Genomic DNA, 25171 nt, shown 5'->3' with positions numbered 1-25171 from the left:
TTTGTGCCTGGAGTCAGTCATGGATGCCCAAACCCTTCGCGCCGAATCCTTTCGAGCCCTGCACGAGCGTGATCGTGCATTCGTGATGCCCAACCCGTGGGACGCCGGTTCCGCCAAGATGCTCGCCAGCCTCGGTTTTGAAGCCCTGGCCACTACCAGCGCGGGTTTTGCCTTCAGTCTGGGGCGTCCGGATGCTGAAGGCGCGCTATCGCTGGAGGATACTCTGGGCAACGCCGGGATGATCGTTCAGGCCACCGCGCTGCCGGTGGCGGCGGACCTGGAAAACGGCTTCAGCGATACGCCTCAAGGTTGTGCCCAAAGCCTGTTGCGGGCAGCCGCTACTGGCATCGTCGGCGGTTCTATCGAAGACGCTACCGGGATTGCGGTCGACCCGATCTACCCCTTTGATCTGTCTGTTGAACGCATCGAGGCTGCCGTCGCTGCGGCACGCAGCTTGCCATTTCCCTTCATGCTGACGGCCCGTGCGGAAAACCTCCTACATGGTCGCCTGGATTTTCCCGACACTATTCGCCGTTTGCAGGCCTACGCCGAAGCGGGTGCCGACGTGCTGTATGCCCCGGGCCTGCGCAGTGCTGAGGAAGTATTGGCGGTGGTACGGGCGGTGGCGCCAAAACCGGTGAATGTGTTGATGTCAGGTGGCCTCAAGCTCTCGGTGGCGCAACTGAGCGAGATGGGCGTCAAGCGCATCAGCGTCGGCTCGGCCATGGCCCTGGCGGCCTATGGGGAGTTCTTCAGGGCCGCGCGGGAGGTTCAGGAACTGGGAACCTTTACCTTTACCGAGCGCTCGATGCCGTTCAGCCAGGCAAATCAGTTGTGCAAGGGTTGAGACGTGGCTTTTTTCAAAGTGTTGGGTGTGTTGCTGCTACTCGCCGGCGGCCTACTCGTAGGCATCTGGCGCGGCTGGGTGCCGCTGCCCGCTGAGTGGAACCCCTGGGCGCCCTTGGATGTGCAAGCTGCGCCTAACCTGCTGACCCGCTTCAAACTGGGGCGCTTGCAGGACGATCCCGCCCTGTGCGACCAGGTGCTGAAAACCTCCGGGTTGCGGGTCAGCCATCAAGCGGACAGCCCGGCGGATGCGGCTTGCCCATTGCGCAACACGTTGCGGGTTCAGGGCGCGGAGGTGGGGTTGAGCAGCAGTTTTCTCGCCAGTTGCCCCTTGGCGGTGGCGTTTGCCCTGTTCGAGCGCCACAGCTTGCAGCCGGCTGCCCAGGCGGTGTTTGGCCAGGCGGTGACGCGGGTCGATCACCTCGGCAGTTTTGCCTGCCGCAATATGTATGGGCGGGCTGAAGGGCGACTCAGCCAGCATGCCTCGGCCAATGCCCTGGACATTGCCGGGTTTCGCCTGGCGGATGGACGCAGCATCAATGTGTTGAAGGATTGGCCAGGAGAGGGGGCCAGCGCGCGTTTTTTGCGGCAGGTGCGCGACAGTGCGTGCAATGATTTCAACGTGGTCTTGAGCCCGGATTACAACGCCGCCCATCGCAACCATTTCCATTTGGATATGGGGCGTTGGTGGGTGTGCCGCTAAGGGTCAGGCCGCCAGGCGCAGGTTGTTGAGGATCAATGGGCGGGCCCAGCCGCAATCGAAGTCCAGGGCCTTTTGCTGTTGCACCAGTTCCTCGTCGGGGTATGGCTCGGCCGCCGGTGGCAGCAGGTCCAGTTCGAATTCGGCAATCGGCAGGAACAGCGGCTTGGGTTGCGGCGCCGGGCCTGGCTCGGGCAATGGCTGGCCGGCGGTCAGGACAATCGGCCGTACCCAGCCACTCTCGAAGTTCTGCTGGCGTTGCTGGGCAACGATTTCATCCTCCGGGAACGGCACGGCCGCCGGTGGCAGCAGGTCCAGTTCGAACTCGGCAATCGGCAGGAACAGTGGCTCAGGCGGGGCGATCTCGGTGTCCTGGACATCGCAATGACGCTGGGTGACGATTTGCGTCAGCAGGTCGCTGCCGGCGCTGGGTTCGACCGAGGCATCCACCGGCACCGGATCGGCGGCCAACTGCGCGCCTGGCTCCTGGCCAAGCTGCTCGGCCAACGCCCGGGCGAAGAAGTCCTGCCACACATGACTGACGCCGGCCAGCGCTTGGGTATTGCGCAGGCCGAAGTGGTTGTGGGTCGGCAGGACACCGGTGAATAGGGAATGAATGTCTGACATTTCTCTCGGTCGACGCTCAGGGTCTGGCAAAATGCCTGATCCTTTTTTATCGGCCGCTGTTTGCCGATCCTTAATATTTTTGAGCGTAGTAAACGATGAGCGAACAACCCGCGGCCAGCCGCATTCGGGTCGAGGCCTTGGCCGACGGTTTTCAGGCCCGTGCCCAGCACTGGGCCGAGCAGCTCGGCCTGCCGTTGCAACTGGCGGACGCCGATTTTGCCCTGCAAGTGGGTGAGCATGGCCTGCAGCTGCAACAGCTGGGCCCGGATGCGCCTGGCCCGGTGCGGGTGGATTTTGTCGAGGGCGGTGCTGCCCATCGGCGGCTCTATGGGGGGGGCAGCGGGCAGATGATTGCCAAGGCGGTGGGGGTCTCCCAAGGCGTGCGCCCGCGAGTGCTGGATGCCACGGCCGGCCTGGGTAAGGATGCCTTCGTGCTGGCCAGCCTGGGCTGCGAGATGAGCCTGATCGAACGTCAGCCGTTGATCGGTGCCTTGCTCGAAGATGGCCTGGCGCGTGGGGCGGAGGATTTTGAAGTGGCGCCGATTGTTGCGCGGATGACCCTGCTCAAGGGCAATTCCATCGAGGTGATGCGTAATTGGGAAGGTGAGCTGCCGCAGGTGATCTACCTCGACCCAATGTTTCCCCATCGGGAGAAAACCGCCCTGGTGAAGAAGGAAATGCGCCTGTTCCGCCCGCTGGTGGGTGACGATCCGGATGCCCCGGCATTGCTCGCGGCGGCCTTGGCCCTGGCCAGCCACCGGGTGGTGGTGAAGCGCCCACGCAAGGCGCCGTGCATTGAGGGGCCCAAGCCGAGCCATGCGCTGGATGGCAAATCCAGCCGGTACGATATTTATCCGAAGAAAGCGCTCAAGGCCGGTACGCCCGCATAAACAATCCCACCACTTCCTGCACATGCTCCTCGGCGGCCGCTTCGCTCAAGCGTTCGCCGCAGCCATACAGCAAGCAGAAGTTTGCCGTGCCCTTGAGCAGGCAAAAGAAGTGCTCGGCTGCGGTAAACGGCTTGTCGATGCGCAATGCGCCACTTTGATTGATCTTGCCCAGCAGGCGCTCCATGCCCTGCAACATCCGCATGGGGCCGGCTTCGAAGAAGATCTGCGACAGCTTCGGATCCTGATTGCCTGAGGTCATCATCAGGCGATGCAGGTTCACCGATTCCTCGCTGTTGATCAGCAGGTGAAAGCCTCGGGCGATGTTCAGCAGCACCTTCTCCACTGGCACGTCGTCCGGCAACTCGAAATACATCACCGGCAGTTGTGCTTCGCACTTGGCCTCAACGGCGGCGGTGAACAGCGTTTCCTTGTCGGTGAAGTGGCTGTAGACCGTCAGTTTCGACACGCCAGCCTCAACGGCCACGGCATCCATGCTGGTACTCGCGTAACCATTGCTCAAAAACAGGATTTTCGCCGCGTCGAGGATTGCCTGGCGTTTTGCCATGTCCTTGGGACGCCCGGGGCTATTGGTGTTTACAGGATTGTCGGACATTTTCACTTTAATACTGGACTGGTGAGTTTGGTATTAATAACATACTGGCCAGTATAATTACTCCAAGCACCATTTGCGAAAGGTCCTTCAGCATGCGCAGCATTTTTCTGCACCTCGCGTTGCCTGCCAGCCTTGCTCTTTTATTGGCTGCCTGCGGCCATGAAGAAGCGGCCCAAACCACCGTCCGCCCGGCCATGGTGGTGCAGCCACAGCCCTCGGCGCTGGCAATGGACAGTTATCCAGGCGAGGTTCGCGCCCGTTATGAGCCGGACCTGGCCTTTCGCATTGGTGGCAAAGTCAGTCGCCGGCTGGTGGAGGAGGGCGAGCGCGTCAAGGCCAACCAGCCGCTGGCAGAGCTCGACCCCCAGGATGTACGCCTGCAACTGCAGGCCACCCGTGCCCAGGTCACGGCAGCCGAGGCCAACCTGAGCCTGGTACGGGCCGAGCGTGATCGCTACAAGACCCTGATGGACCGTCAGATGGTCAGCCGTTCCCAGTACGACAATTCCGAAAACCTCTACCGTTCTGGGGTCGCACGCCTGCAGCAGATCAAGGCTGAATTCGACGTGGCCAACAACCAGGCCGGCTATGCCGTGCTGCGCGCGCCCCAGGATGGCGTGGTCGCCAAGCGTGCAGTGGAAGTCGGGCAAGTGGTGTCGGCCGGGCAGACCGTGTTCACCCTGGCCACCGATGGCGAGCGTGAAGTGTTGATCAGCTTCCCGGAGCAGAGCTTCGGTCGCTTCAAGGTCGGCCAGCCGGTCTCCGTGGAGCTGTGGAGCCAGCCCGACCAACGCTTCGAGGGGCGCATTCGCGAGCTGTCGCCGGCGGCCGATCCCAAGTCGCGCACCTTCGCCGCCCGTGTCGCCTTCAACGCCGGCAAAGTCCCGGCGGAGCTGGGGCAGAGCGCGCGGGTCTTTATCCAGGCCGACGGCGTGATTCCGTTGTCGGTACCGCTGTCTGCCCTCAGCGCAGAGAACGGCGCGTCCTACGTCTGGTTGGTCAAGCCGGATAACACCCTCAAGCGCACGGCGGTGCGCATCGGCGCGTTCGGTGAAAAAAGCGTACCGGTGCTTGAAGGCCTGAGCCCCACCGACTGGGTGATTGCCGCCGGTGTCCATGTGCTCCATGAGGGCCAGCAAGTACGCCCGGTGGATCGCTCCAACCGGGTGGTGAATCTGACGGCCAACAAGGAGTAGTCCCCGATGGGTTTCAATCTTTCCGAATGGGCGTTGCGCAATCGCCAGATCGTCCTGTTCCTGATGCTGCTGTTGGCCGTCGTCGGTACGTTGTCCTACACCAAGCTGGGGCAAAGTGAAGACCCGCCGTTCACCTTCAAAGCCATGGTCATCAAGACCAACTGGCCAGGGGCCACGGCCCAGGAAGTCTCGCGCCAGGTCACCGAGCGCATTGAAAAGAAACTGATGGAAACCGGCGAGTACGAGCGCATTGTCTCGTTCTCCCGCCCGGGCGAATCCCAGGTCACGTTTATGGCGCGGGACTCGATGCACTCGGCGCAGATTCCCGACCTGTGGTACCAGGTGCGCAAGAAGATCAGCGATATCCGCCAGACCCTGCCACCGGACATCCAGGGCCCGTTCTTCAACGACGAATTCGGCACCACCTTTGGCAATATCTACGCCCTGACCGGCGAGGGGTTTGACTACGCGGTGCTCAAGGACTACGCCGACCGTATCCAGATCCAGCTGCAACGGGTGCCGGATGTGGGCAAGGTCGAGCTGCTGGGGTTGCAGGACGAGAAGATCTGGATCGAGCTGTCCAACCTCAAGCTCGCCACCCTCGGCCTGCCCCTGGCAGCGGTGCAGCAGGCGTTGCAGGAGCAGAACGCGGTATCCACCGCCGGGTTCTTCGAGACCCCGAGCGAGCGCGTGCAACTGCGGGTGTCGGGTAACTTCAAGACGGTCGAAGAGATCCGCAATTTCCCGATCCGCGTCGGCGACCGTACCTTCCGCATCGGCGATGTGGCCGAGATTCACCGGGGCTTCAACGACCCTCCGGCGCCGCGTATGCGCTATATGGGGGACGACGCAATCGGCCTGGCCGTGGCCATGCGCGATGGTGGCGATATCCTGATACTGGGCAAGGCCCTGGAGGGCGAGTTCGCACGCCTGCAGAAGAACCTTCCGGCAGGCATGGAACTGCGCAAGGTGTCGGACCAGCCGGCTGCGGTGAAGACCAGCGTGGGCGAATTCGTCCAGGTCTTGGCCGAGGCCTTGGCGATTGTATTGCTGGTGAGTTTCTTTTCCCTCGGTGTGCGCACCGGCATGGTGGTGGCACTGGCGATTCCGCTGGTGTTGGCGATGACGTTTGCCTGCATGTATTACCTGGGCATCGGCCTGCACAAGATTTCCCTGGGGGCGCTGGTCCTAGCCCTGGGCCTGTTGGTGGACGACGCGATCATCGCCGTGGAAATGATGGCGATCAAAATGGAGCAGGGCTACGACCGTCTCAAGGCAGCCAGTTTCGCCTGGACCAGTACGGCGTTTCCGATGCTCACCGGTACGCTGATCACCGCAGCCGGCTTCCTGCCGATTGCCACCGCGCAATCGAGTACCGGCGAATACACCCGCTCGATCTTTCAGGTGGTGACCATCGCGCTGCTGGCCTCGTGGGTCGCCGCTGTGGTGTTTGTGCCGTATCTGGGGGAAAAGCTTCTGCCGGACCTGGCGAAAATTCATGCGGCCAAGCACGGTACTGATGGGCCGGATCCGTACGGCACGCCGTTCTACCAGCGCGTAAGGCGCTGGGTGGAGTGGTGTGTGCGCCGCCGCAAAACAGTGATTGTGCTGACCGTGCTGCTGTTTATCGGCTCGGTGGCGCTGTTCCGTTTTGTCCCGCAACAATTCTTCCCGGCGTCCGGGCGCCTGGAACTGATGGTCGACCTGAAACTGGCGGAAGGCGCCTCCCTGAGCAGCACCGCCGAGCAGGTCAAGCGTCTCGAAGGCTTGCTCAAGGCGCATGAGGGGATCGAAAACTATGTGGCCTATGTCGGCACCGGCTCACCGCGCTTCTACCTGCCCCTGGACCAGCAACTGCCGGCGGCCAGCTTTGCCCAGTTTGTGGTGTTGGCCAAGACCATCGAGGAGCGCGAAACCCTGCGCACCTGGTTGATCGAAACCCTCAACGAGCAATTCCCCGACCTGCGTTCGCGGGTCACCCGCCTGGAGAACGGCCCGCCGGTTGGTTACCCGGTGCAGTTCCGCGTGACCGGCGAGCACATCGAAGAAGTGCGGGCCCTGGCGCGCAAGGTCGCGGCCAAGGTGCGTGAGAACAGCCACGTGGTCAACGTGCATCTGGACTGGGAAGAGCCGAGCAAGATCGTCTACCTCAATGTCGACCAGGACCGCGCCCGCGCCTTGGGCGTGAGCACCGCCAACCTGTCGAAATTCCTCCAGAGTTCCCTGACCGGCTCCAGCGTCAGCCAATACCGGGAAGACAACGAGTTGATCGAAATCCTCCTGCGCGGCACCGTGCATGAGCGCACCGAACTGTCGCTGCTGCCGAGCCTGGCGGTGCCGACCGACAACGGCACCAGCGTGGCGCTGTCGCAGATCGCCACCCTGGAATATGGCTTCGAGGAGGGCATTATCTGGCACCGCAACCGCCTGCCAACGGTGACTGTACGTGCTGATATCTACGGCAAGGAGCAACCGGCGACCCTGGTCCAGCAGATCCTGCCGACCCTGGCCGATGTACGTGCCGAATTGCCGGACGGTTACCTGTTGGACGTGGGCGGCACCGTGGAAGACTCCGCCCGAGGGCAGAACTCGGTGAAGGCCGGGGTGCCGCTGTTTATCGTGGTGGTGCTGACCTTGCTGATGCTACAACTGCGCAGCTTCTCGCGCACGGCCATGGTGTTCCTGACCGCGCCGCTGGGGCTGATCGGGGTGACGCTGTTCCTGCTGGTGTTCCGCCAGCCGTTTGGCTTCGTGGCCATGTTGGGGACCATCGCGTTGTCGGGGATGATCATGCGTAACTCGGTGATCCTGGTGGACCAGATCGAGCAGGACATCAAGGCGGGCCTGGAGCCTTGGCAGGCGATTATCGAAGCCACCGTGCGGCGCTTCCGGCCGATTGTGCTGACGGCCCTGGCGGCGGTGTTGGCGATGATCCCGCTGTCGCGCAGTGTGTTTTTCGGGCCGATGGCGGTGGCGATCATGGGCGGGTTGATTGTGGCGACGGCGTTGACGCTGCTGTTTTTGCCGGCGCTGTATGCGGCGTGGTTCCGGGTCAAGCCGCACTCGGCATAAGCCTGCGTGAATCGGCTACAGGGTTTAGGAACTTTTTCCTGCGTGTTTGCCACTTAGGGGTACCTGAGTTACAGGTACCTTCTTCTGGCAACGGGGTTGTTACAGAACAAGGCTTTATCAACCTGCGAGGAATTACCTATGGGTTTATTTGCAATGGGTGGTATAGGTATAGGTCTGGGCATGATGCCGATGATGGCCTTCAAAATGGGCAAGCGCGGTAAATCCAAATGCAAGCCTCCGCCCTGCCACCACCACCACCACGCTCAACCGCCGCAGTTCTCCAGTACCATCAAGTACGAGGGGAAAATCAGCTACAGCTGATGGTAGTAAGGGGCATGTCCGCTGGGCAATAACACCAACGCCCCAATTATTCGGGGCGTTGTTGTTGGTTACCGACGGTGTACCTAGAGGGCACCGAACACTTTCTTCGCCAGGCTGGTCGCGGCGGCTGCCGGGTTCTGGCGAATGCTTTCTTCCTGTTGGGCAATCATCTTGAACAAGCCGTCCAGCGCTTGCTCAGTCACGTAGTTTTCGACGCTGTCGCTCTTGCCACCCAGTAAACCCAGGGGCGCCTTTTTGGCGAGCGCGTTGTATTGCTGGGCTACACCGACCTTGTCCGTGGATTGCTTGACGATCGGCAGGAACTTGGCGCGGATCTGCTCACGGCTGCTTTTGTCCAGATACTGGGTCGCCGAATCCTGGCCACCGCTGAGGATGCCCTTGGCGTCGTTCACGCTCATGTTTTTCACGGCATTCACCAGAATCGGCTGGGCCTGGGTCACGGCGGATTCGGCAGCCTTGTTCATGCTGTCTTCAAGCTGGGTGATCTGATCGCCCATGCCGAGCATTTTCAGGGCGCCGGCGGCTTTCTCCAGCTTGCCCGGCAAACCGATCTTGACCTCGGGGTTGTTGCTGAAGCCACCGGGAGCCCCCAGTTGCTTGACGGCAATCTGTGCGCCTTGGGTCAGGGCGTCCTTGAGGCCGCCGGTAGCGTCGCCCTGGGACAGGTCACCGAGGGACAGGGCCATGGCGTTGGCACCGAGCAGCAGGCCGGCACACAAGGTGGTGAGGCGAAGAGAGTTACGGAGCATGGGCGCTTCCTTTTAATCGACTGGATCAGTGGGCAACGGCGTCAACGCGCAGGCGCAGCGGCTGGGAATCCTGGCCGTTCAACTGCACCGAATGGCGCTCGGTGGTGATAAACATTAGCTTGCCATCCAGCTCGATGCGAGCGCTGACCGAATAGCTGTGGCCAGGCTTGACCTGGGCCGGGTCGTAGCTCAGGTGGAAGGGCAGCGGCACCTGGCCGTTGACCGGGCCTTTCTGCTCGGCCAGGGTGACGGCGGGCGCATCGGCCAGGGACACATCCTGCAGGCTGACGCTCAAGGTCGCGGCGGGCGGCAGGGCGATGCGTTGCAGGTAGAACACTTCGCCATCAAGGCTGGCTTTGGGCGCAGGATTCATCGAGTGACAGGCTCCCAGCAGGGCGGTCAGGCCCAAGAGGATGATTTTTTTCATGGTACAGCTCCTTGTCAACGGCGCCAGAAACACCCTGGCGCCCTGGTAAATCTAGCGGGTTTCGTCCGCCTCGGCGTCCGGTGCGGGCGCTTCTTCATTGCGGTGCAACGCGACCTGGCGGATCGACAGGCGAATCTCCGCCGGCAACACCCGTTTGGCTGCGCCTTCGGCCAATTCGCCGAGCAGGTCGTGGTAACTCAACTTGCCGGCTTCATCGCGACGCAGCACATCTTGCTCGAGCAACGTCTGAATAAAATGTCGGAAAAGGCTCTTATCGAAGAACTCCGGGGCATTCAGGCCATGCAGGATCGACAGGCGCTGGGCCATGACCGTGCACAAGTCTTCCAGCTCTTCGGCGCTGATGCTGTTCTGGCCACTGTTGAGCAGCAGGGAAATGGCCATGTAGAAGCGTTGCAGGGTCTGGGCAATGCTCTTGGACAGCAGGGTCAGCAGCACAAAGTTGCGCGAACTGGGCGCCGGGCGCAGGTAGATGTTGTTTTCAAAGCGCAGCAGACCTTGTTCTACCAAGGCTTCGAGCCACTGGTCGACCACTGCGTCAAGTTCGTCCAGGGTCCAGCGGATGAACAACTCCGATTGCAGGTACGGATAGAGCGCACGGGTGTAGCGCAGGATCTGTTCGCGGCTCATGCGCGAGCTGCTCTGGAAGAAGCTGGCCAACAGCGCCGGCAGGGCGAAGATATGCAGCACGTTGTTGCGGTAATAGGTCATCAGGACGGCGTTTTGCTCGTCCAGATAGAGGATCTTGCCCAGGGCATCACTCTGTTCCGACAGCAGGTTCATGTCCTTGACGTGCTTGATCAAGGCCTGGCCGTCACCTTCGGGCAGCGTGGTGTGGGGCGAGTAGGGCACCCGGCGCAGCAGCGCCAGGTACAGGTCCAGCACCCGGGCCATGGCCTGGTCGTCCAGGGCCAGGCGGCTAGTGGACAGTAGCGCCAACGCTACCAGGTTCACCGGGTTGATCGCGGCCGCCTCGTTGAGGTGCTGGGCCACGCGCTCGCCGAGGCGGTTGGTGGTCTCATTCAACCAGGCCGGCTTGTAGTTCGGTGCCAGATCCTGGGCGCGCCAGTCCGGTTGCTCCTGGTCAAGGAATTCCGCCAGCTTGATCGGCTCGCCGAAGTTGACCGCCACCTGGCCAAAGCGCTGCTTCAGCGCGCCAATGACCTTGAAGATATCGAAGATCGACTCTTTCTTTTTCGTCGCCCCGCGCAGTTCGCCCAGGTAGGTGCGGCCTTCCAGCACCCGTTCATAGCCGATATACACCGGCACAAACACGATGGGCATGCGCGAGGAGCGCAGGAAGCTGCGCAGGGTGATCGCCAGCATCCCGGTCTTGGGTTGCAGCATGCGCCCGGTGCGCGAGCGGCCGCCTTCGACGAAGTACTCCACCGGGAAGCCCTTGGTGAACAGGGTATGCAGGTATTCGTTGAACACCGAGGTGTACAGCGGGTTGCCCTTGAAGGTACGGCGCATGAAAAACGCCCCGCCGCGGCGCAACAGGCTGCCGATCACCGGCATATTGAGATTAATCCCGGCAGCAATGTGCGGCGGGGTCAGGCCGTTCTTGAATAGGAGGTAAGACAGCAGCAGGTAGTCGATATGGCTGCGGTGGCAGGGCACGTAGATCACTTCGTAGCCCTGGGCGACCTTTTGCACACCTTCGATATTGTTGACCTTGATGCCGTCGTAGATCTTGTTCCAGAACCAGCTCAGCACCACTTCGAGGAAGCGGATGGCGGTGTAGGTGTAGTCCGAGGCAATTTCGTTGCCATAGCGCAGGGCCTGGGCCTTGGCTTTTTCCGGGGTGATCTTTTCCCGCTCGGCCTCGTCGAGGATCGCCTGGCGCACCAGTGGCATATTCACCAGGCCTTTGACCAGGTTGCGCCGGTGGGACAGGTCGGGGCCGATCACCGCAGTCTTCAGGTTGCGAAAGTGTACCCGCAGGATGCGTTGGGCCATTCGTACGGTGCGTTCGTGACCTTTATTGTGCTCGATCAATTCACGCAGGTTGATTGGCGCAGAGAATTGCACTCGGGTCTTGCGCCCCAGGATCAGGATGCTCAACAGCCGGCGCAGGCGCCCGGTGACTGCCCAACTGTCGGCGAACAGCAGTTTCCAGGGGCTCGACTCGCTGGCGGGCGACTGGCCCCAGAACACGCTGACCGGAATGATCTGGGCGTTTTCTTCGGCATGCTCGGTCAGGGTGTTGACCAGGCGGGTCAGGGTCGGCGGCGCGCCGCGCTTGTCCTGGCGGCCGAGCCAGTCCGGGTCCGGGGTCAGGTAGAAGAACGCCGCCGGTTCCATCAACGGGCCAACGGACACCGGCAGCACCGGGCGCGGCAAGCCGGCCTTGGTGCACTCGGCATCCACCACGGCCAGTTCGGTCAGGGAGGGCGATTGCAGGACGTAGAACACCGGCCGGCTGCGGTCCAGGTTAAGGGTGAGGGACGACTGGTTGATCGTCTCCGAGCGAACCCAGAGGTACAACAGTCGGCGCAAGGTGCCAAATACCAGACGGCGGAACGGGGAGCGGGTCATAGGCGTGCTGCTTTGAGTGGAAAAAACCGAGCAGGCGCTCGGGCGGGTAGTGTGCCGTATTCGCCGAAAATCGGCAAAAAAGCAGCGATGTAAAGTTGAGTTGATCGTTTTTGAGCCTGTCTTATACTCGGCAGTTCAATGCGACTGACTCAACAATAAAAACCAGTGGGAGCAAACAGATGACAACGCGCGAAACCGGCAATGTGAAGTGGTTCAACGACGCCAAGGGCTATGGTTTTATCCAGCGGGAGGATGGCAAGGATGTGTTTGTGCACTACCGCGCTATCCGCGGTGAAGGCCACCGCTCCCTGGCCGAGGGCCAGCAGGTGGAATACGCCGTGGTGACCGGCGACAAGGGCTTGCAGGCTGAGGATGTAGTCGGTCTTTAAAGCAGATTTCTGCAACGCCGCTGAACCCATGTGGGAGCGGGCTTGCTCGCGAAAGCGCTGAATCAGTCACTGTAGAGGTTGACTGATTGACTGCTTTCGCGAGCAAGCCCGCTCCCACATCTGATTGGGTTCACAGTTCAGAATCAGGTGGTTTTCCAGGTGATCTGCTCTTCACCGTCGGTGCTGATCCGAATCCAGGTGTCGGCGCTTTCTTCACCTTCTTCCTCGACCCACGTCCCCGGCGCGCAGCGCACTTCAACGTTCAGCGCGGCAAAGGCCGCACGGGCGCAGGCGATGTCGTCTTCCCACGGGGTCTGGTCGCTTTCCAGGTACAGGCTGTTCCATTTGCCCACGGCCTTGGGCAGCCAGGTCACTGGCACATTGCCGGCCTTGCACTTGTAGGTCTGGCCCTTCTGTACCCAGTCGGTGCACGGCCCCAGGGCAGCGCCGAGCCAGGCGGCGATAGCCTTGTAGTCGACGTCGGCGTCCTTGAGGTAAATCTCGATATCGGGTTGGCGCATGGATGTTCCTCGTTGCGGGATTCGAAAATCCATTCGCGGATTCAGGGTGGGCGCAAAGGCCCGGAATAGTCGGTTATTGAAGCACGAAATAGTCGTAGCGCATCGACACGGTGACCAGCAGCGGTTCGGCCTGCTCGATCACCTGGGCGCGGCGCTCGGCGCTGGCACGCCAGCCATGGGGGGTCATCGCCAGCAGATTGGCGCGGTCCCCGGGGTCGGCCAGGCTGAGCTTGAACTCCAGCACTTCGCTGTGTTGCAGGCTCATGCCGTCTGGCACCAGGGCCAGGTGCTTGTCGTCGGTGTACTCGCGCACTTCGTCGTACAGGCGTTCGCGCAGTTCCATCAGGTGGCCGCTGGTCGGTCCGACCTTCATCAGGCCGCCGCCCGGGCTGAGCAGACGCTTGGCTTCCTGCCAGTCCAGGGGGCTGAACACGCTGGCGAGGAACTGGCAACTGCCGTCGGCCAGCGGCACGCGGGCCATGCTGGCGATCAGCCAAGTCAGCGTCGGGTTGCGTTTGCACGCGCGCTTGACTGCTTCCTTGGAAATATCCAGGGCATAACCATCGGCGCGCAGCAGGGCATCGGCGATTTGCGCGGTGTAGTAGCCTTCGCCGCAACCGATATCCAGCCAGCGCTGGGGTTTGCGTTCGGCTGCCAGGGCGGCCAGGCGCCTGGCCACAGGCGCGTAGTGCCCGGCATTGAGGAAGTCGCGGCGCGCTTGCACCATGGCCAGGTTATCGCCTGGGTCACGGCTGTTCTTGTGCTGCACCGGCAACAGGTTCAGGTAACCCTGGCGGGCCCGGTCGAACCGGTGCCCGGCCGGGCATACCACGCCACTATCCACCTCATTGAGGGGCGCACTGCAAATGGGGCAAGCAAGCATCAGGCGAGCAACTTGATCAGGGTCTGGTAGTAGATTTCGGTCAGCACATCGAGGTCGCTGGCCAGAATGCGCTCGTTGACCTGATGGATCGTCGCGTTGACCGGGCCCAGTTCCACCACTTGGGTGCCGAGGGTCGCGATAAAGCGCCCGTCGGACGTGCCGCCGCTGGTGGACGCCTGGGTCTCGCGGCCGGTAATGGCCTTGATGCTGGCGGACACCGCATCGAGCAGCGCGCCCGGCTCGGTCAGGAACGGCAGGCCCGACAGCGCCCACTCCACATGCCAGTCCAGGCCATGCTTGTCGAGAATCGCCGCGACCCGCTGTTGCAGGCCTTCGACGGTGGACTCGGTGGAGAAACGGAAGTTGAACACCGCCGTCAGGTCACCCGGGATCACGTTGGTGGCCCCGGTGCCGGAATTGAGGTTGGAAATCTGGAAGCTGGTCGGCGGGAAGAAGGTATTGCCGTTGTCCCAATGCTCGGCGGCCAGTTCGGCCAGGGCCGGGGCGGCCAGGTGGATCGGGTTCTTTGCCAGGTGCGGGTAAGCCACGTGGCCTTGCACACCGCGCACGGTCAGGGTCGCACCGAGGGAGCCGCGACGGCCGTTCTTGACCACATCGCCCACCAGGGTGGTGCTCGACGGTTCACCGACGATGCACCAGTCCAGGCGCTCCTTGCGTGCTGCCAGGCGCTCGATCACTGCCTTGGTGCCGTGGTGCGCCGGGCCTTCTTCGTCGCTGGTGATCAGGAACGCCACCGAACCCTTGTGGTCCGGGTAGTCCTTCACAAAGCGCTCGGAGGCCACCAGCATCGCGGCCAGGCTGCCTTTCATGTCGGCCGCGCCACGCCCGCACAACATGCCGTGTTCGTCGATCAATGCGTCGAACGGGTCATTCTGCCAGGCCTGCACCGGGCCGGTCGGGACCACGTCGGTGTGGCCGGCGAAGCACAGCACCGGGCCTTCGTGTTTGCCGTGGGTGGCCCAGAAGTTGTCCACATCTTCGATGCGCATCGGCTCAAGCGCAAAGCCGGCGTCGCCCAGGCGCTGCATCATCAGCTTCTGGCAATCGGCGTCGATCGGTGTCACCGACGGGCGGCGGATCAAGTCGATAGCGAGTTGGAGGGTCGGCGAAAGGTCGGCGTGGGCCGTCATGGGAAAACTCCGAAGGTGTGTCAGGGCGCAAGACGAGAGTGAAATATATCCAATGTGGGAGCGGGCTTGCCCGCGATGCAGGCGCCGCGGTGTAGCACTTGCACCGCAGCGATGCCATCGCGGGCAAGCCCGCTCCCACAAGGGGGGGCAGTGGCTGCCTGAACCCATAAAGGGCCGTTATCTTATAGCAAAACGGCGACCAGAGGCCGCCGTTTAGTGCATTGCGCAAGTTTTTACGCGGCCGTCGCGGGCTCCGCCACCGCTGCCGGTTTCGGCAGTGACGACAGGAACGCCATGATCAGCGCCGCCACATACGGCAGTGATTGCACCAGCAGCATCACCACCCAGAAGCGCATGTCATTGCTTGGCAGGCCCTGCACCAGGTAGATCCCCAGCGCCGCGCCCCACAGCAGCAACATAATGAACATCTCTTCGCGGGCTTCGGAAATCGCTACCCAGAAGCCGTGGTTATCCGCGTTTTTCGGTGTACGAAAGAACGGAATACTGGTGGTGAAGAAGCCATACAGCACTGCCTTGGCGATGGTATGGGACAACGCTAACCCGGCCAGGGCTGCGCAGAACGCATCCTTGAGGTTCACACCAACGGCGCGGCGGTAGAGGAAGATGATCTTGCCGACCTTGAACACAAACAGCGCCAACGGCGGGATTGCGAAGATCAGCAACGGCGGGTCGACCCGGGTCGGCACAATGATCATCGCCGCCGACCACAACAGGGCACCGACGGTGAAGAAGATGTTCATGCCGTCCGCTACCCACGGCAACCAGCCCGCGAGGAAGTGGTAGCGCTGGCCACGGGTCAGCTCGGTGTCCTTGCCGCGCAGCAGGCTGGCGGTGTGGCGCTTGATGATCTGGATCGCGCCATAGGCCCAGCGGAACCGCTGTTTCTTGAAGTCGATAAAGGTATCGGGCATCAGGCCCTTGCCGTAGCTGGTGTGGTAGTACGCAGCCGACAGACCTTTCTCGAATACCCGTAGGCCCAGCTCGGCGTCTTCACAGATGCACCAGTCGGCCCAGCCCAGTTCTTCGAGCACCGAGCGGCGGGTCATGGTCATGGTGCCGTGCTGGATGATCGCGTCGCGGTCGTTGCGGGTGACCATGCCGATATGGAAGAAGCCTTTATATTCGGCGTAGCAGAGCTTCTTGAAGGTGCTTTCGTTCTGGTCGCGGTAATCCTGGGGCGACTGCACCACGGCGATTTTCGGGTCGGCGAAGTGCGGCACCATGTGCTTGAGCCAGTTGGGCGACACACAGTAGTCCGAGTCGATCACCGCGATCACTTCGGCATCCTTGGCGGTGTGCGGGATCAGGTAGTTCAGCGCGCCACCCTTGAAGCCGGCCAGGGGCGCGACGTGGAAGAACTTGAAGCGCGGGCCCAGGGTCAGGCAGTAGTCGCGTACCGGTTCCCACACCGCCGGGTCCTTGGTGTTGTTGTCGATGATCAGGACTTCGTAGTCCGGGTAATCGAGGGCGGCCAGGGCGTCGAGGGTCTGTTTGACCATTTCCGGCGGCTCGTTGTAGCACGGCACATGGATGGAGACTTTCGGGCGGTAGTGCGAATCCCCTTCAACCGGCAGGAATTCACGCCGGCGTTTGTGGGTCCAGACCGCTTCCGCCAGTTCATGGGCCTCGGTCAGCAACACGATAAACACGCCCATGGCACCTAGCGCGAGCAAGAAGCCCACGGTCAGGCTGAACCACGTGCTGTATTGCTGGCTGTAGTCATAGCCGATCCAGACCAGCACCGAGCCGCACAGGAACGCGATGAAGGTCAGGAAGGTACGGCCACGCTGGCGCAGGGACGAGCCGTCGATCATCAGCAAGGTCAGCGACAGCAGTGCCAACACCACCGAGCCGATGGCCAGCACCCGCCATTGCGGAATCGCCACGACCGGCCCTTCAAAGTTGAATTTCTGCTGGCGCGCAGCGTCGAACACGCCCCAGTAGGCGCCCACCGAGCCTTCGTCACTGGCTTTCCAGGGTTGGTCGAAGGCTTCGATCACGAAGTAGTTGTAGCCCTGGCGGTTAAGCTTGTTGACCAGAGTGCGCAGGTAAATGGCCTGGTCAGCCGGGGAGGCGTCCGCGCCACCGCGCATGCGGCCATTGCTCGGCCAGCCGACTTCCGACAGCAGCAGTGGCTTTTTCGGGAAGGTCTTCTTCAGGTCCTTGGCCCGGTCGAGGACGAATTGCCCGGCCTGGGCCATCGGCACATGTTCCCAGTACGGCAGAACGTGCGCGGCGATCAGGTCGACATGCTTGCCCAGTTGCGGGTTGTGTTCCCAGATGTGCCACTGCTCGGAGGTAGTCACTGGCACTTTGACGGCGGCGCGCACCCGGTCCAGCAGGACAATCAGCTCCTCGGGGGTGATCTCCTTGCGGAAGATGGCCTCGTTGCCGACCACCACACGCACCACGCTGCGCGAACTGTTGGCGATCTCGATGGCCCGCTGGATTTCGCGCTCGTTGCGCTCAAGGTCCGGGCTGATCCAGATCCCCAGGGTCACACGCAGGCCGAACTCTTCCGCCAGCTTGGGGATATTCCCCAGAGGACCGTCGACCGAATAGGTCCGAATGTTGTCCGTCAGCTTGCTCATGATCGCAAGGTCCTGACGCATTTGTTCGTCGGTCGGGTACTGGTCTTTTTGCGGGTACTGGCCCTGCTGGAACGGCGAGTAAGAAAACCCGGAAATCTGCTGAGGCCAGTTGGGGGTAGTGACCGGGCGGTTGATCAGCGCCCAGAAACCGGTGAACAGCGCGGCAATTGCCAGCACCACCACCAGGTTGAGTCCAAATTTACGCGATGACATAGCTGTTTCGGGTTCCAAAGGGTGTGGAACGAATAGACGTGTTGGTGTACGCCGAACGGCGCGCATCCTACCATCGGCCCTGCACTCTGCGTACAGCAAGCCAGGAAAAACCGGGCATTGGGCAGCGAAAGCGTCGGTAAGTTCTTTACTTATAGCTTGTAGCTTAGAACTTATCGCTGCGTAGCCCTATAATGCGCGCCGGTTTTTGGGGTAATGGTCATGAGTACAGAAGATCCACGGTTTGCCGGCGTCGCCCGCTTGTATGGCATAGAAGGCCTGGAACGCTTGAAAGCGGCCCATGTGGCCATCGTCGGCGTGGGCGGTGTCGGCTCTTGGGCCGCTGAAGCCATGGCCCGTTGCGGGGTGGGCGAGATTTCGCTGTTTGACCTGGACGACGTGTGCGTCAGCAACAGCAACCGTCAGTTGCACGCCCTGGACAGCACGGTGGGCAAGCCCAAGGTCGAAGTGATGGCCGAACGCCTGCGTGCGATCAACCCCGCTTGCACGGTGCACGCGGTGGCGGACTTCGTAACCCGCGACACCATGGCTGAGTACATCACGCCGACCATCGACTGTGTGATTGACTGCATCGACGCGGTCAACGCCAAGGCGGCGCTGATTGCCTGGTGCAAGCGGCGCAAAATCCAGATCATCACCACCGGCGGCGCCGGCGGGCAAATTGACCCGACGCTGATCCAGGTGTGCGACCTGAACCGCACCTTCAACGACCCGCTGGCCTCGAAAGTGCGCTCCACCTTGCGCCGCGACTACGGGTTCTCGCGCACCGTGACCCGGCACTACAGCGTGCCTTGCGTGTTCTCCACCGAACAACTGCGCTATCCCAAGCCCGATGGCAGCATCTGTTTGCAAAAGAGTTTTGTCGGTGATGGCGTCAAGCTGGACTGCGCCGGCGGGTTTGGCGCGGTGATGATGGTGACGGCGACTTTTGGCATGGTCGCGGCGACCAAGGCGGTGGACAAGATTGTGGCTGGGGTGCGCAGGCCGTCCGAGCGGGTCAAGCCCGCCTGAATCTCACGGCTGGACATCCATCACAGTGTGGGAGCAGGCAAGCCAGCTCCCACATTCAGTTTTGTGCTTGGCTCAATTGGCGCATGCGCTGCAGGACCGCATTCAGGCCATTACTGCGCGATGGCGACAACTGGCGGGAAAGCCCCAACTGGTTGAACCAGTCGGGCAGGTCGACTGCCTGCAAATCCTCCGCCGACAGCCCGTTGACCCGCGCCAGCAGCAACGCCACCAACCCGCGAATCAAGCGTGCATCACTGCTGGCGGCAAACTGCCAATGGCCGTCGCGCAAGCATCCCACCAGCCACACCAGGCTTTCACAGCCCTGCACCAGGTTGGCGTCGACCTTGTCCTCAGGCGCCAACGCCGGCAGCCGCTCGCCCCATTGCATCAACAAGCGCGCGCGTTGCTCCCAGCTGCCGACGGCCTGAAAGGCCTGCAACGCGACACGTGCATCTGCGGGCAGGCTCATCGCAGCATGTCCAGGGCCTGATCCAGCGCTTCAAAGAAACGCTCCAGGTCATCGGAGTCGTTGTACAACGCCAGGGAAACCCGGATCGCCCCCGACAGATGCAGGCTCTTGAGCAAAGGCATCGCACAGTGATGACCGGCGCGTACCGCGATGCCCTGCTCGGTCAGCAGGTGGGCGAGGTCGGCGTTGTGCACGCCCTCCACCACAAAGCTGGCCAGGGCGACTTGAGGCGAGCCCAGCAGATGGACGCCCTTGCGTGCCTGTAGACCGCGCAACAGGTAGTCGTGCAGTGCCGCTTCGTGGGCGATCACCGCCTGTTGATCCAGGGAGTTGAGGTAATCCAGGGTCGCCCCCAGGCCAATCACCCCGGCAATCGGTGGCGTACCCGCCTCGAAACCCAGGGGCGCCGGGCGGAAGCTGGCGCTGTGGTAGTCCGCCTGCTGCACCATCTCGCCGCCAAACTGCCAGTGGCGCAGCCGATGCAGGGCTTCGGTGCGGCCGTAAAGCACGCCGACGCCGTCCGGACCATAAAGTTTGTGGCTGGAAAATACGTAGAAGTCGCAGCCCAGGGCCTGCACGTCATGGCGGCCGTGGACGATGCCCTGGGCGCCATCCACCACGGTCAAGGCGTCGTGGGCCTTGGCCAGTGCCAGCAACTGCGGCAACGGCTGCCAGACGCCCAGCACGTTGGACAACTGGCTCACCGCCAGCAGGCGGGTGCGTGGGCCGATCATCGTGGCGGCGGCTTGCAGGTCGATCAAACCCTCATCGTCGAGGGGCAGCACCACCAGCGTGAGCTCGCGGCGTTTGGCCAGTTGCTGCCAGGGCAGCAGGTTGGCGTGATGTTCCAGGGCGCTGATGACAAGCTCATCGCCCGGGTTGAAAAGGTGCTCCAGGCCATAGGCCAGGAGGTTCAGCGCAGACGTCGCGCCGTGGGTAAAGATGATCTGCCCGCTGTCACCGACGTTGAGCCATTGCGCCACTTTGCTGCGACTGTCCTCGAACGCCTGGGTCGCATGGGCGCCTGGCAAATGCTGGGCACGGTGCACATTGGCCGCGCCATTGGCGTAGTAATGGCCAAGGGCGTCCAGCAGGGCTTGAGGTTTTTGCGTGGTAGCGGCGTTGTCCAGATAGGTCTGGTCTTGCCGTTGCAAGGTGGCGATGGCCGGGAAATCGGCGCGCCAGGGCGAGGGCACAAGCATGGGTTCAAGACTCATATGAACCGGCCGTGCTGCAAGGCACGGCCGGCTCCGGTGGCATCGAGTCGCTGCTTAGTTGTGAGCGTGCAGCGCTGCGTTCAGTTCGATGGCCGACTTGTGGGTTTTGCACTCCACGGCACCGGTCTCGGAGTTACGGCGGAACAGCAGGTCCGGCTGGCCAGCCAGTTCACGGGCCTTGACCACCTTGACCAGTTGGTTCTGCTCATCGAGCAGCGCCACTTTAGTGCCGGCAGTCACGTACAGGCCCGATTCCACGGTGTTGCGGTCACCCAATGGGATACCGATACCGGCGTTGGCGCCGATCAGGCAGCCTTCGCCCACCTTGATCACGATGTTGCCGCCGCCCGACAGGGTGCCCATGGTGGAGCAACCGCCGCCCAGGTCCGACCCCTTGCCGACGAAGACGCCAGCCGATACACGGCCTTCAATCATGCCCGGGCCTTCGGTGCCCGCATTGAAGTTGATGAAGCCTTCGTGCATCACGGTGGTGCCTTCGCCCACATAGGCACCCAGGCGCAGACGTGCGGCATCGGCGATACGCACGCCGGCCGGGACCACGTAGTCGGTCATTTTCGGGAACTTGTCCACCGAGAACACTTCCAGCAGCTCGCCACGCAGGCGCGCTTCCAGTTGGCGCTCGGCCAGTTCGCCGATGTCGATCGCACCCTGGCTGGTCCAGGCTACGTTCGGCAGTTGCGGGAACACACCCGCCAGGCTCAGGCCATGGGGCTTGACCAGGCGGTGGGAGAGCAGATGCAGCTTGAGGTAGGCCTCAGGGGTGGAGGTCAGTGCGGCATCTTCGGCCAACAACGTGGCGACCAGCGGCTTGTGGCTTTCGGCCAGGCGGGTCAGCAGGGCGGCCTGGGTGGCATCTACACTTTTCAGTGCATCAGCCAGTTGCGAGGCTTGGGCAATGGTGAAGGTGATCGCCTGGTTGCCTTCGGTGTAGCCAAGGATCGGCGCGATGGCAGCGACGATTTCGGCCGAAGGGTTGAGCAATGGCTGCGCGTAAAACACTTCCAGCCAAGCACCTTGGCGGTTCTGGGTGCCGACGCCGAAGCCCAGGCTGAACAGGGAATTGGACATGCTGTTACCTCTACAAAAATGAAGTGGCTGGCCTACTTGAGGGCCGCCGAATAACTATCTGGCTTGAAGCCAATCAGGGTTCTGTCACCGAGATCGAGCACTGGGCGCTTGATCATCGAGGGTTGTGCGAGCATCAGTTCAACGGCTTTCGCCTGGTCGAGATCGGCTTTGCGTTCGTCTTCGAGTTTGCGAAAGGTCGTGCCTGCACGGTTCAAAACCACCTGCCAACCGTGCTCATTGCACCATTGGGTCAAGTGTTCGCGGTCGATACCGGCCGTCTTGTAGTCATGAAACTCATAGCTGATGGCATTTTCATCGAGCCAGGTACGGGCCTTTTTCATGGTGTCGCAGGCTTTGATGCCAAAAAGGTGCAATGTTTTGCTTGAATCGGTCAAGGAACTGCCCCCTTTGGGCTGCTGGAAACAAACGATCACGGATTATGCCACGACAAAACAGTTTCGGTGCCGCTCGTCACTCCTTACGGTACGAGGTGCGACTTATGTGCAAAAGCCCGGCAACAGCATAGGCAGCTAATATGGCACTTCAAAGGCGCGTTGTTGCCTCAAGTGTGTCATTGCAAGTCGATTGTCCAGGAACCCCGCTTTATGCAAACCGCCTACACCGTTCTTATCCTGCTGATGCTGGTCAGCGTTTCGCGTCTGGTCGGGCGTGTGATCCCTTTGCCGTTGCCGTTGGTGCAGATTGCCGCTGGTGCCTTGCTGGCGTGGCCGACCCTGGGGCTGCATGTGGCGTTGGACCCTGAATTGTTTCTGTTTCTATTCCTGCCGCCGTTGCTGTTCTCCGATGGCTGGCGCATGCCCAAGCGTGAGCTGTGGCGCCTGCGTGGGCCGATCCTGACGTTGGCCGTGGGGCTGGTGCTGTTTACCGTGGTGGGCGCCGGGTACTTTATCCACTGGTTGTTGCCGAGCATTCCCTTGCCGGTGGCTTTCGCCCTGGCGGCAGTGTTGTCGCCGACGGATGCGGTGGCGGTGTCGGCGATTTCCCAGAACCGCTTGCCCACGCCTTTGATGCACATGCTTCAGGGCGAGGCCTTGATGAATGATGCGTCGGGCCTGGTGACCTTCAAGTTCGCCCTGGTGGCGGCGTTGACTGGGGTATTTTCCCTGGCCGATGCCAGCCTGACATTTGTGCTGGTGGCGGTCGGTGGCCTGGCCATTGGCGTAGCCTTGAGCTGGCTGGTGGGGCGCCTGCGGGCCTGGATGATTGCCCGGGGCTGGGATGATCCGGCGACCCATGTGGTGTTTATGTTGCTGCTGCCGTTTGCGGCGTATGTGTTGGCTGAACGCCTGGGCGCCTCGGGGATTCTCTCGGCCGTGGCGGCGGGCATGATGCAGAGCTGGCTGGACCTGCTGCCACGCCAGACCAGTACACGCTTGCTCAATCGCAGTGTCTGGTCGTTGCTGGAGTTTGCCTTCAACGGTTTGATCTTCCTGCTGCTGGGCCTGCAGTTGCCGGACATCATCAAGGCGGTGACCAGCCACGAAGCCACGCTGTGGCCGACCTTGTTCTATCGCTGCCTGGACGTGATCGCGATCTTCCTGGTGTTGTTGGTGTTGCGGTTTATCTGGGTACAGAGCATTTGGCGTCTGTCCGGTCTGCTGCGTCGCCTGCGCGGTAAAAGTGAGCTGACACTGGTGCCCACCGCGCGGTCCTGCTGGCTGTTGACGGTTGGCGGGGTGCGCGGGGCGGTGACCCTGGCCGGTGTGATGTCAGTACCGTTGCTGATGGCGCCTGGCCAGGCGTTTCCCGAGCGCGACCTGCTGATCTTCATTGCCGCCGGGGTAATCCTGTTGTCATTGGTCGCCGCCTGTATCGCCTTGCCCTTGTTGTTGCGGGGGATCGAGAAGAGCCCGGATGACAAGCGGCGCGGCGAGGTGCGTGATGCCTGGAAGAAAACCGCCGAAGCCGCGATTCATGCCCTGGAAGCAGAGGAGGCCGCCGACGCGGCGCCCCTGGATGCGGCCCAGGCTGCACTGGCGGCAGAGCTCAAGGCACGGATCATGTCGGAATATCGCCATCAACTGGAGGTGTTCAATGACTCGGCCGAAGCCCAGGCGCTGGCGCTGCAGATGGATCATCTGGAGCGCAAGTTACGGCTCAAGGCCCTGCGCGCGCAGCGATTGGAGCTGTATAGCCTGAGCCGTCACCACCAGATTGGCGATGACGTGCTGCGCGAAGTGCTGGCCGACCTGGATATGAGTGAGGCCAACCTGGGGACCCAGAAGTAGCCGTGTGGGCTGACTTACCCCTGTTGCCCTTGCGCGATCTCAACGCGCAGGCCGCTCCTGGGCGGGAGCGGCCCCTGTCATCAACGACGACGCTGGATGAAGTTGCGCATCCGTTCGGCGGCTTCAACACATTCGGTCAATGGCGCAACCAATGCCAGGCGCACCCGTCCGGCCCCTGGATTGAAGCCATCCACTTCCCGCGACAGGTACGAGCCCGGCACCACGGTCACATGTTCTTCCGCGAACAAATCGCGGCAGAACGCGGCATCGTCGCCCTCGACGTTCGGCCATAGGTAGAAGCCCCCATCGGGGTTTTGCACGTCGAGTACCGGCTTGAGAATCGCCAATACGGCGTCGAATTTTTCCCGATACAGGTCACGATTGGCCTGTACATGAGCCTCGTCCTGCCACGCGGCGATGCTTGCCAGCTGGGTTTGCACCGGCATCGCGCAGCCGTGGTAAGTGCGGTACAGCAGGAAGGCCTTGAGGATTTCCGCATCTCCGGCCACAAACCCCGAGCGCAGGCCCGGCAGGTTGGAGCGCTTGGACAGGCTATGGAACACCACGCAGCGCTTGAAGTCCTGGCGGCCCAGCTCGACGCAGGCGCTGAGCAGGCCTGGCGGCGGAGTTTGCTCGTCGAAGTACAGCTCGCTGTAGCACTCGTCGGCGGCGATCACGAAGTCGTACTGGTCGGCCAGGGCAATCAGTTTTTTCAGGGTGTCGACCGGGATCAGTGCGCCGGTCGGGTTGCCGGGGGAGCACAGGAACAGGATCTGGCAACGTTTCCAGATGTCGGCCGAGACCGCGTCGAAATCCGGGTTGAAGCCGTTTTCATCCAGGCACGGCAGGTAGTGCGGCTTGGCGCCGGCGAGGAACGCTGCGCCTTCGTAGATCTGGTAGAACGGGTTCGGGCTGACCACCAGGGCATCGTCGCCCCGGTTGACCACGGTCTGGGTGAAGGCGAACAGGGCTTCGCGGGTGCCATTGACCGGCAGGATATTGCGCGCCGGGTCCAGCCAGCCCTTGGGCACGTCGAAGCGCCGCTCGCACCAGGCCCCAATAGCCTCGCGCAACGCGGGGATCCCCAGGGTAGTGGGGTATACCGCCATCTGATCCAGATTGTTGGCCAGGGCCTGGGCTACAAAATCCGGGGACTTGTGCTTGGGTTCACCAATGGACAGGGCAATCGGGCGCTTGTCCGGGTTTGGTGTGACGCTGCCCAGCAGGGCACGCAATTTCTCGAACGGGTAGGGTTGCAGTTGGTTCAGAGCGTTGTTCATCGGGGCCTCTATCGTTGAGCGCGGCCCTGTGGGAGCTGGCTTGCCTGCGAT

General features: G+C 62.1%; 23 protein-coding genes. 9 read left to right on the top strand and 14 right to left on the bottom strand.

The window, feature by feature from the left end:
* Nucleotides 1-19: 19 nt before the first annotated feature.
* Entirely contained in the window at nt 20-847 is an 828-nt protein-coding gene (locus tag JFT44_RS19995) for an oxaloacetate decarboxylase (protein ID WP_057441771.1), read from the top strand.
* A 3-nt stretch (nt 848-850) separates the two neighbouring features.
* Nucleotides 851-1549 carry an extensin family protein gene (locus tag JFT44_RS19990; protein ID WP_120731787.1) on the top strand — a complete coding sequence of 233 codons (699 nt, stop codon included), beginning with the start codon at nt 851-853 and terminating at the stop codon, nt 1547-1549.
* Between the two features lie 3 nt (nt 1550-1552).
* On the opposite strand, the gene JFT44_RS19985 is transcribed toward JFT44_RS19990, so the two are convergent.
* Nucleotides 1553-2173: a hypothetical protein gene (locus JFT44_RS19985; protein ID WP_057958677.1), complete on the bottom strand. Its 621-nt coding sequence runs from the start codon at nt 2171-2173 to the stop codon at nt 1553-1555.
* A 95-nt stretch (nt 2174-2268) separates the two neighbouring features.
* Here JFT44_RS19985 and JFT44_RS19980 point away from each other — a divergent pair, with 95 nt between their 5' ends.
* Nucleotides 2269-3063, top strand: a complete 795-nt coding sequence (locus JFT44_RS19980) for a class I SAM-dependent methyltransferase (protein ID WP_186625584.1) — start codon at nt 2269-2271, stop codon at nt 3061-3063.
* On the opposite strand, the gene JFT44_RS19975 is transcribed toward JFT44_RS19980, so the two are convergent.
* The gene (locus JFT44_RS19975) at nt 3041-3676 is read right to left on the bottom strand and encodes a TetR/AcrR family transcriptional regulator (RefSeq protein WP_057958679.1); all 636 of its coding nucleotides are present in this window, start codon (nt 3674-3676) and stop codon (nt 3041-3043) included. The two genes, JFT44_RS19980 and JFT44_RS19975, sit on opposite strands and share 23 nt — an antisense overlap.
* A 92-nt stretch (nt 3677-3768) precedes the next feature.
* Between JFT44_RS19975 and JFT44_RS19970 the strand changes: the two genes are divergently transcribed.
* The 3 genes from JFT44_RS19970 to JFT44_RS19960 all read left to right on the top strand — a co-directional run bounded on the left by JFT44_RS19970 (nt 3769) and on the right by JFT44_RS19960 (nt 8265).
* Complete coding sequence (locus tag JFT44_RS19970; protein WP_198818019.1) at nt 3769-4872, top strand: efflux RND transporter periplasmic adaptor subunit; 1104 nt, start codon at nt 3769-3771, stop codon at nt 4870-4872.
* A 6-nt stretch (nt 4873-4878) separates the two neighbouring features.
* Nucleotides 4879-7944 (top strand): efflux RND transporter permease subunit, encoded by a 3066-nt coding sequence (locus JFT44_RS19965; RefSeq protein ID WP_057958681.1) that lies wholly within the window; start codon nt 4879-4881, stop codon nt 7942-7944.
* A gap of 138 nt (nt 7945-8082) precedes the next feature.
* Nucleotides 8083-8265 (top strand): hypothetical protein, encoded by a 183-nt coding sequence (locus JFT44_RS19960; protein WP_057958682.1) that lies wholly within the window; start codon nt 8083-8085, stop codon nt 8263-8265.
* Nucleotides 8266-8348: 83 nt separating this feature from the next.
* Here JFT44_RS19960 and JFT44_RS19955 read toward each other — a convergent pair whose 3' ends face one another.
* Genes JFT44_RS19955 through plsB form a run of 3 tightly spaced genes read right to left on the bottom strand, consistent with a single transcriptional unit; the run spans nt 8349 to nt 12018 of the window.
* Entirely contained in the window at nt 8349-9035 is a 687-nt protein-coding gene (locus tag JFT44_RS19955) for a DUF4197 domain-containing protein (RefSeq protein ID WP_057958683.1), read from the bottom strand.
* A gap of 25 nt (nt 9036-9060) precedes the next feature.
* Nucleotides 9061-9462, bottom strand: coding sequence for a YbaY family lipoprotein (locus JFT44_RS19950; protein WP_057958684.1), 402 nt, complete (start codon nt 9460-9462; stop codon nt 9061-9063).
* A gap of 51 nt (nt 9463-9513) precedes the next feature.
* Nucleotides 9514-12018, bottom strand: a complete 2505-nt coding sequence (plsB, locus tag JFT44_RS19945) for a glycerol-3-phosphate 1-O-acyltransferase PlsB (RefSeq protein ID WP_120731793.1) — start codon at nt 12016-12018, stop codon at nt 9514-9516.
* Nucleotides 12019-12197: 179 nt separating this feature from the next.
* Here plsB and JFT44_RS19940 point away from each other — a divergent pair, with 179 nt between their 5' ends.
* Nucleotides 12198-12407, top strand: a complete 210-nt coding sequence (locus JFT44_RS19940) for a cold-shock protein (RefSeq protein WP_057441757.1) — start codon at nt 12198-12200, stop codon at nt 12405-12407.
* 143 nt (nt 12408-12550) lie between these two features.
* Here the strand turns inward: JFT44_RS19940 and JFT44_RS19935 are convergent, their stop codons facing one another.
* From JFT44_RS19935 to JFT44_RS19920, 4 genes are all read right to left on the bottom strand, one after another.
* On the bottom strand, nt 12551-12928 hold the full coding sequence (locus tag JFT44_RS19935; RefSeq protein ID WP_057445111.1) for a hypothetical protein: 378 nt from the start codon (nt 12926-12928) through the stop codon (nt 12551-12553).
* A gap of 73 nt (nt 12929-13001) precedes the next feature.
* Nucleotides 13002-13811: a putative RNA methyltransferase gene (locus JFT44_RS19930; protein WP_057958686.1), complete on the bottom strand. Its 810-nt coding sequence runs from the start codon at nt 13809-13811 to the stop codon at nt 13002-13004.
* The gene (gene dapE, locus JFT44_RS19925; RefSeq protein WP_057958687.1) at nt 13811-14962 is read right to left on the bottom strand and encodes a succinyl-diaminopimelate desuccinylase; all 1152 of its coding nucleotides are present in this window, start codon (nt 14960-14962) and stop codon (nt 13811-13813) included. The genes JFT44_RS19930 and dapE overlap by 1 nt, the downstream gene beginning before the upstream one ends.
* Before the next feature lie 233 nt (nt 14963-15195).
* Nucleotides 15196-17787, bottom strand: coding sequence for a glycosyltransferase (locus JFT44_RS19920; protein WP_198818016.1), 2592 nt, complete (start codon nt 17785-17787; stop codon nt 15196-15198).
* Nucleotides 17788-18006: 219 nt separating this feature from the next.
* On the opposite strand from JFT44_RS19920, the gene tcdA reads away from it, so the two are divergent.
* Entirely contained in the window at nt 18007-18816 is an 810-nt protein-coding gene (gene tcdA / locus JFT44_RS19915; RefSeq protein ID WP_057441812.1) for a tRNA cyclic N6-threonylcarbamoyladenosine(37) synthase TcdA, read from the top strand.
* A 55-nt stretch (nt 18817-18871) separates the two neighbouring features.
* On the opposite strand, the gene JFT44_RS19910 is transcribed toward tcdA, so the two are convergent.
* The 4 genes from JFT44_RS19910 to JFT44_RS19895 all read right to left on the bottom strand — a co-directional run bounded on the left by JFT44_RS19910 (nt 18872) and on the right by JFT44_RS19895 (nt 21932).
* The gene (locus tag JFT44_RS19910; RefSeq protein WP_120731797.1) at nt 18872-19285 is read right to left on the bottom strand and encodes a SufE family protein; all 414 of its coding nucleotides are present in this window, start codon (nt 19283-19285) and stop codon (nt 18872-18874) included.
* The gene (locus tag JFT44_RS19905) at nt 19282-20487 is read right to left on the bottom strand and encodes an aminotransferase class V-fold PLP-dependent enzyme (protein WP_057439916.1); all 1206 of its coding nucleotides are present in this window, start codon (nt 20485-20487) and stop codon (nt 19282-19284) included. The genes JFT44_RS19910 and JFT44_RS19905 overlap by 4 nt, the downstream gene beginning before the upstream one ends.
* A gap of 69 nt (nt 20488-20556) precedes the next feature.
* Nucleotides 20557-21591, bottom strand: a complete 1035-nt coding sequence (dapD, locus tag JFT44_RS19900; protein WP_198799989.1) for a 2,3,4,5-tetrahydropyridine-2,6-dicarboxylate N-succinyltransferase — start codon at nt 21589-21591, stop codon at nt 20557-20559.
* 32 nt (nt 21592-21623) lie between these two features.
* Nucleotides 21624-21932, bottom strand: coding sequence for an arsenate reductase (locus JFT44_RS19895; protein WP_232545463.1), 309 nt, complete (start codon nt 21930-21932; stop codon nt 21624-21626).
* A gap of 264 nt (nt 21933-22196) precedes the next feature.
* Here JFT44_RS19895 and JFT44_RS19890 point away from each other — a divergent pair, with 264 nt between their 5' ends.
* Complete coding sequence (locus tag JFT44_RS19890; protein WP_057958692.1) at nt 22197-23840, top strand: Na+/H+ antiporter; 1644 nt, start codon at nt 22197-22199, stop codon at nt 23838-23840.
* Nucleotides 23841-23920: 80 nt separating this feature from the next.
* Here JFT44_RS19890 and dapC read toward each other — a convergent pair whose 3' ends face one another.
* Nucleotides 23921-25120, bottom strand: a complete 1200-nt coding sequence (gene dapC / locus JFT44_RS19885) for a succinyldiaminopimelate transaminase (RefSeq protein ID WP_057958693.1) — start codon at nt 25118-25120, stop codon at nt 23921-23923.
* Nucleotides 25121-25171: the final 51 nt, after the last annotated feature.

It is taken from the genome of Pseudomonas sp. MF5691 (assembly GCF_016405645.1).
GTDB lineage: Bacteria > Pseudomonadota > Gammaproteobacteria > Pseudomonadales > Pseudomonadaceae > Aquipseudomonas > Aquipseudomonas shahriarae.
Note: the sequence above shows the minus strand (reverse complement) of the source record. Positions and strands in the feature narration are given on the sequence as shown.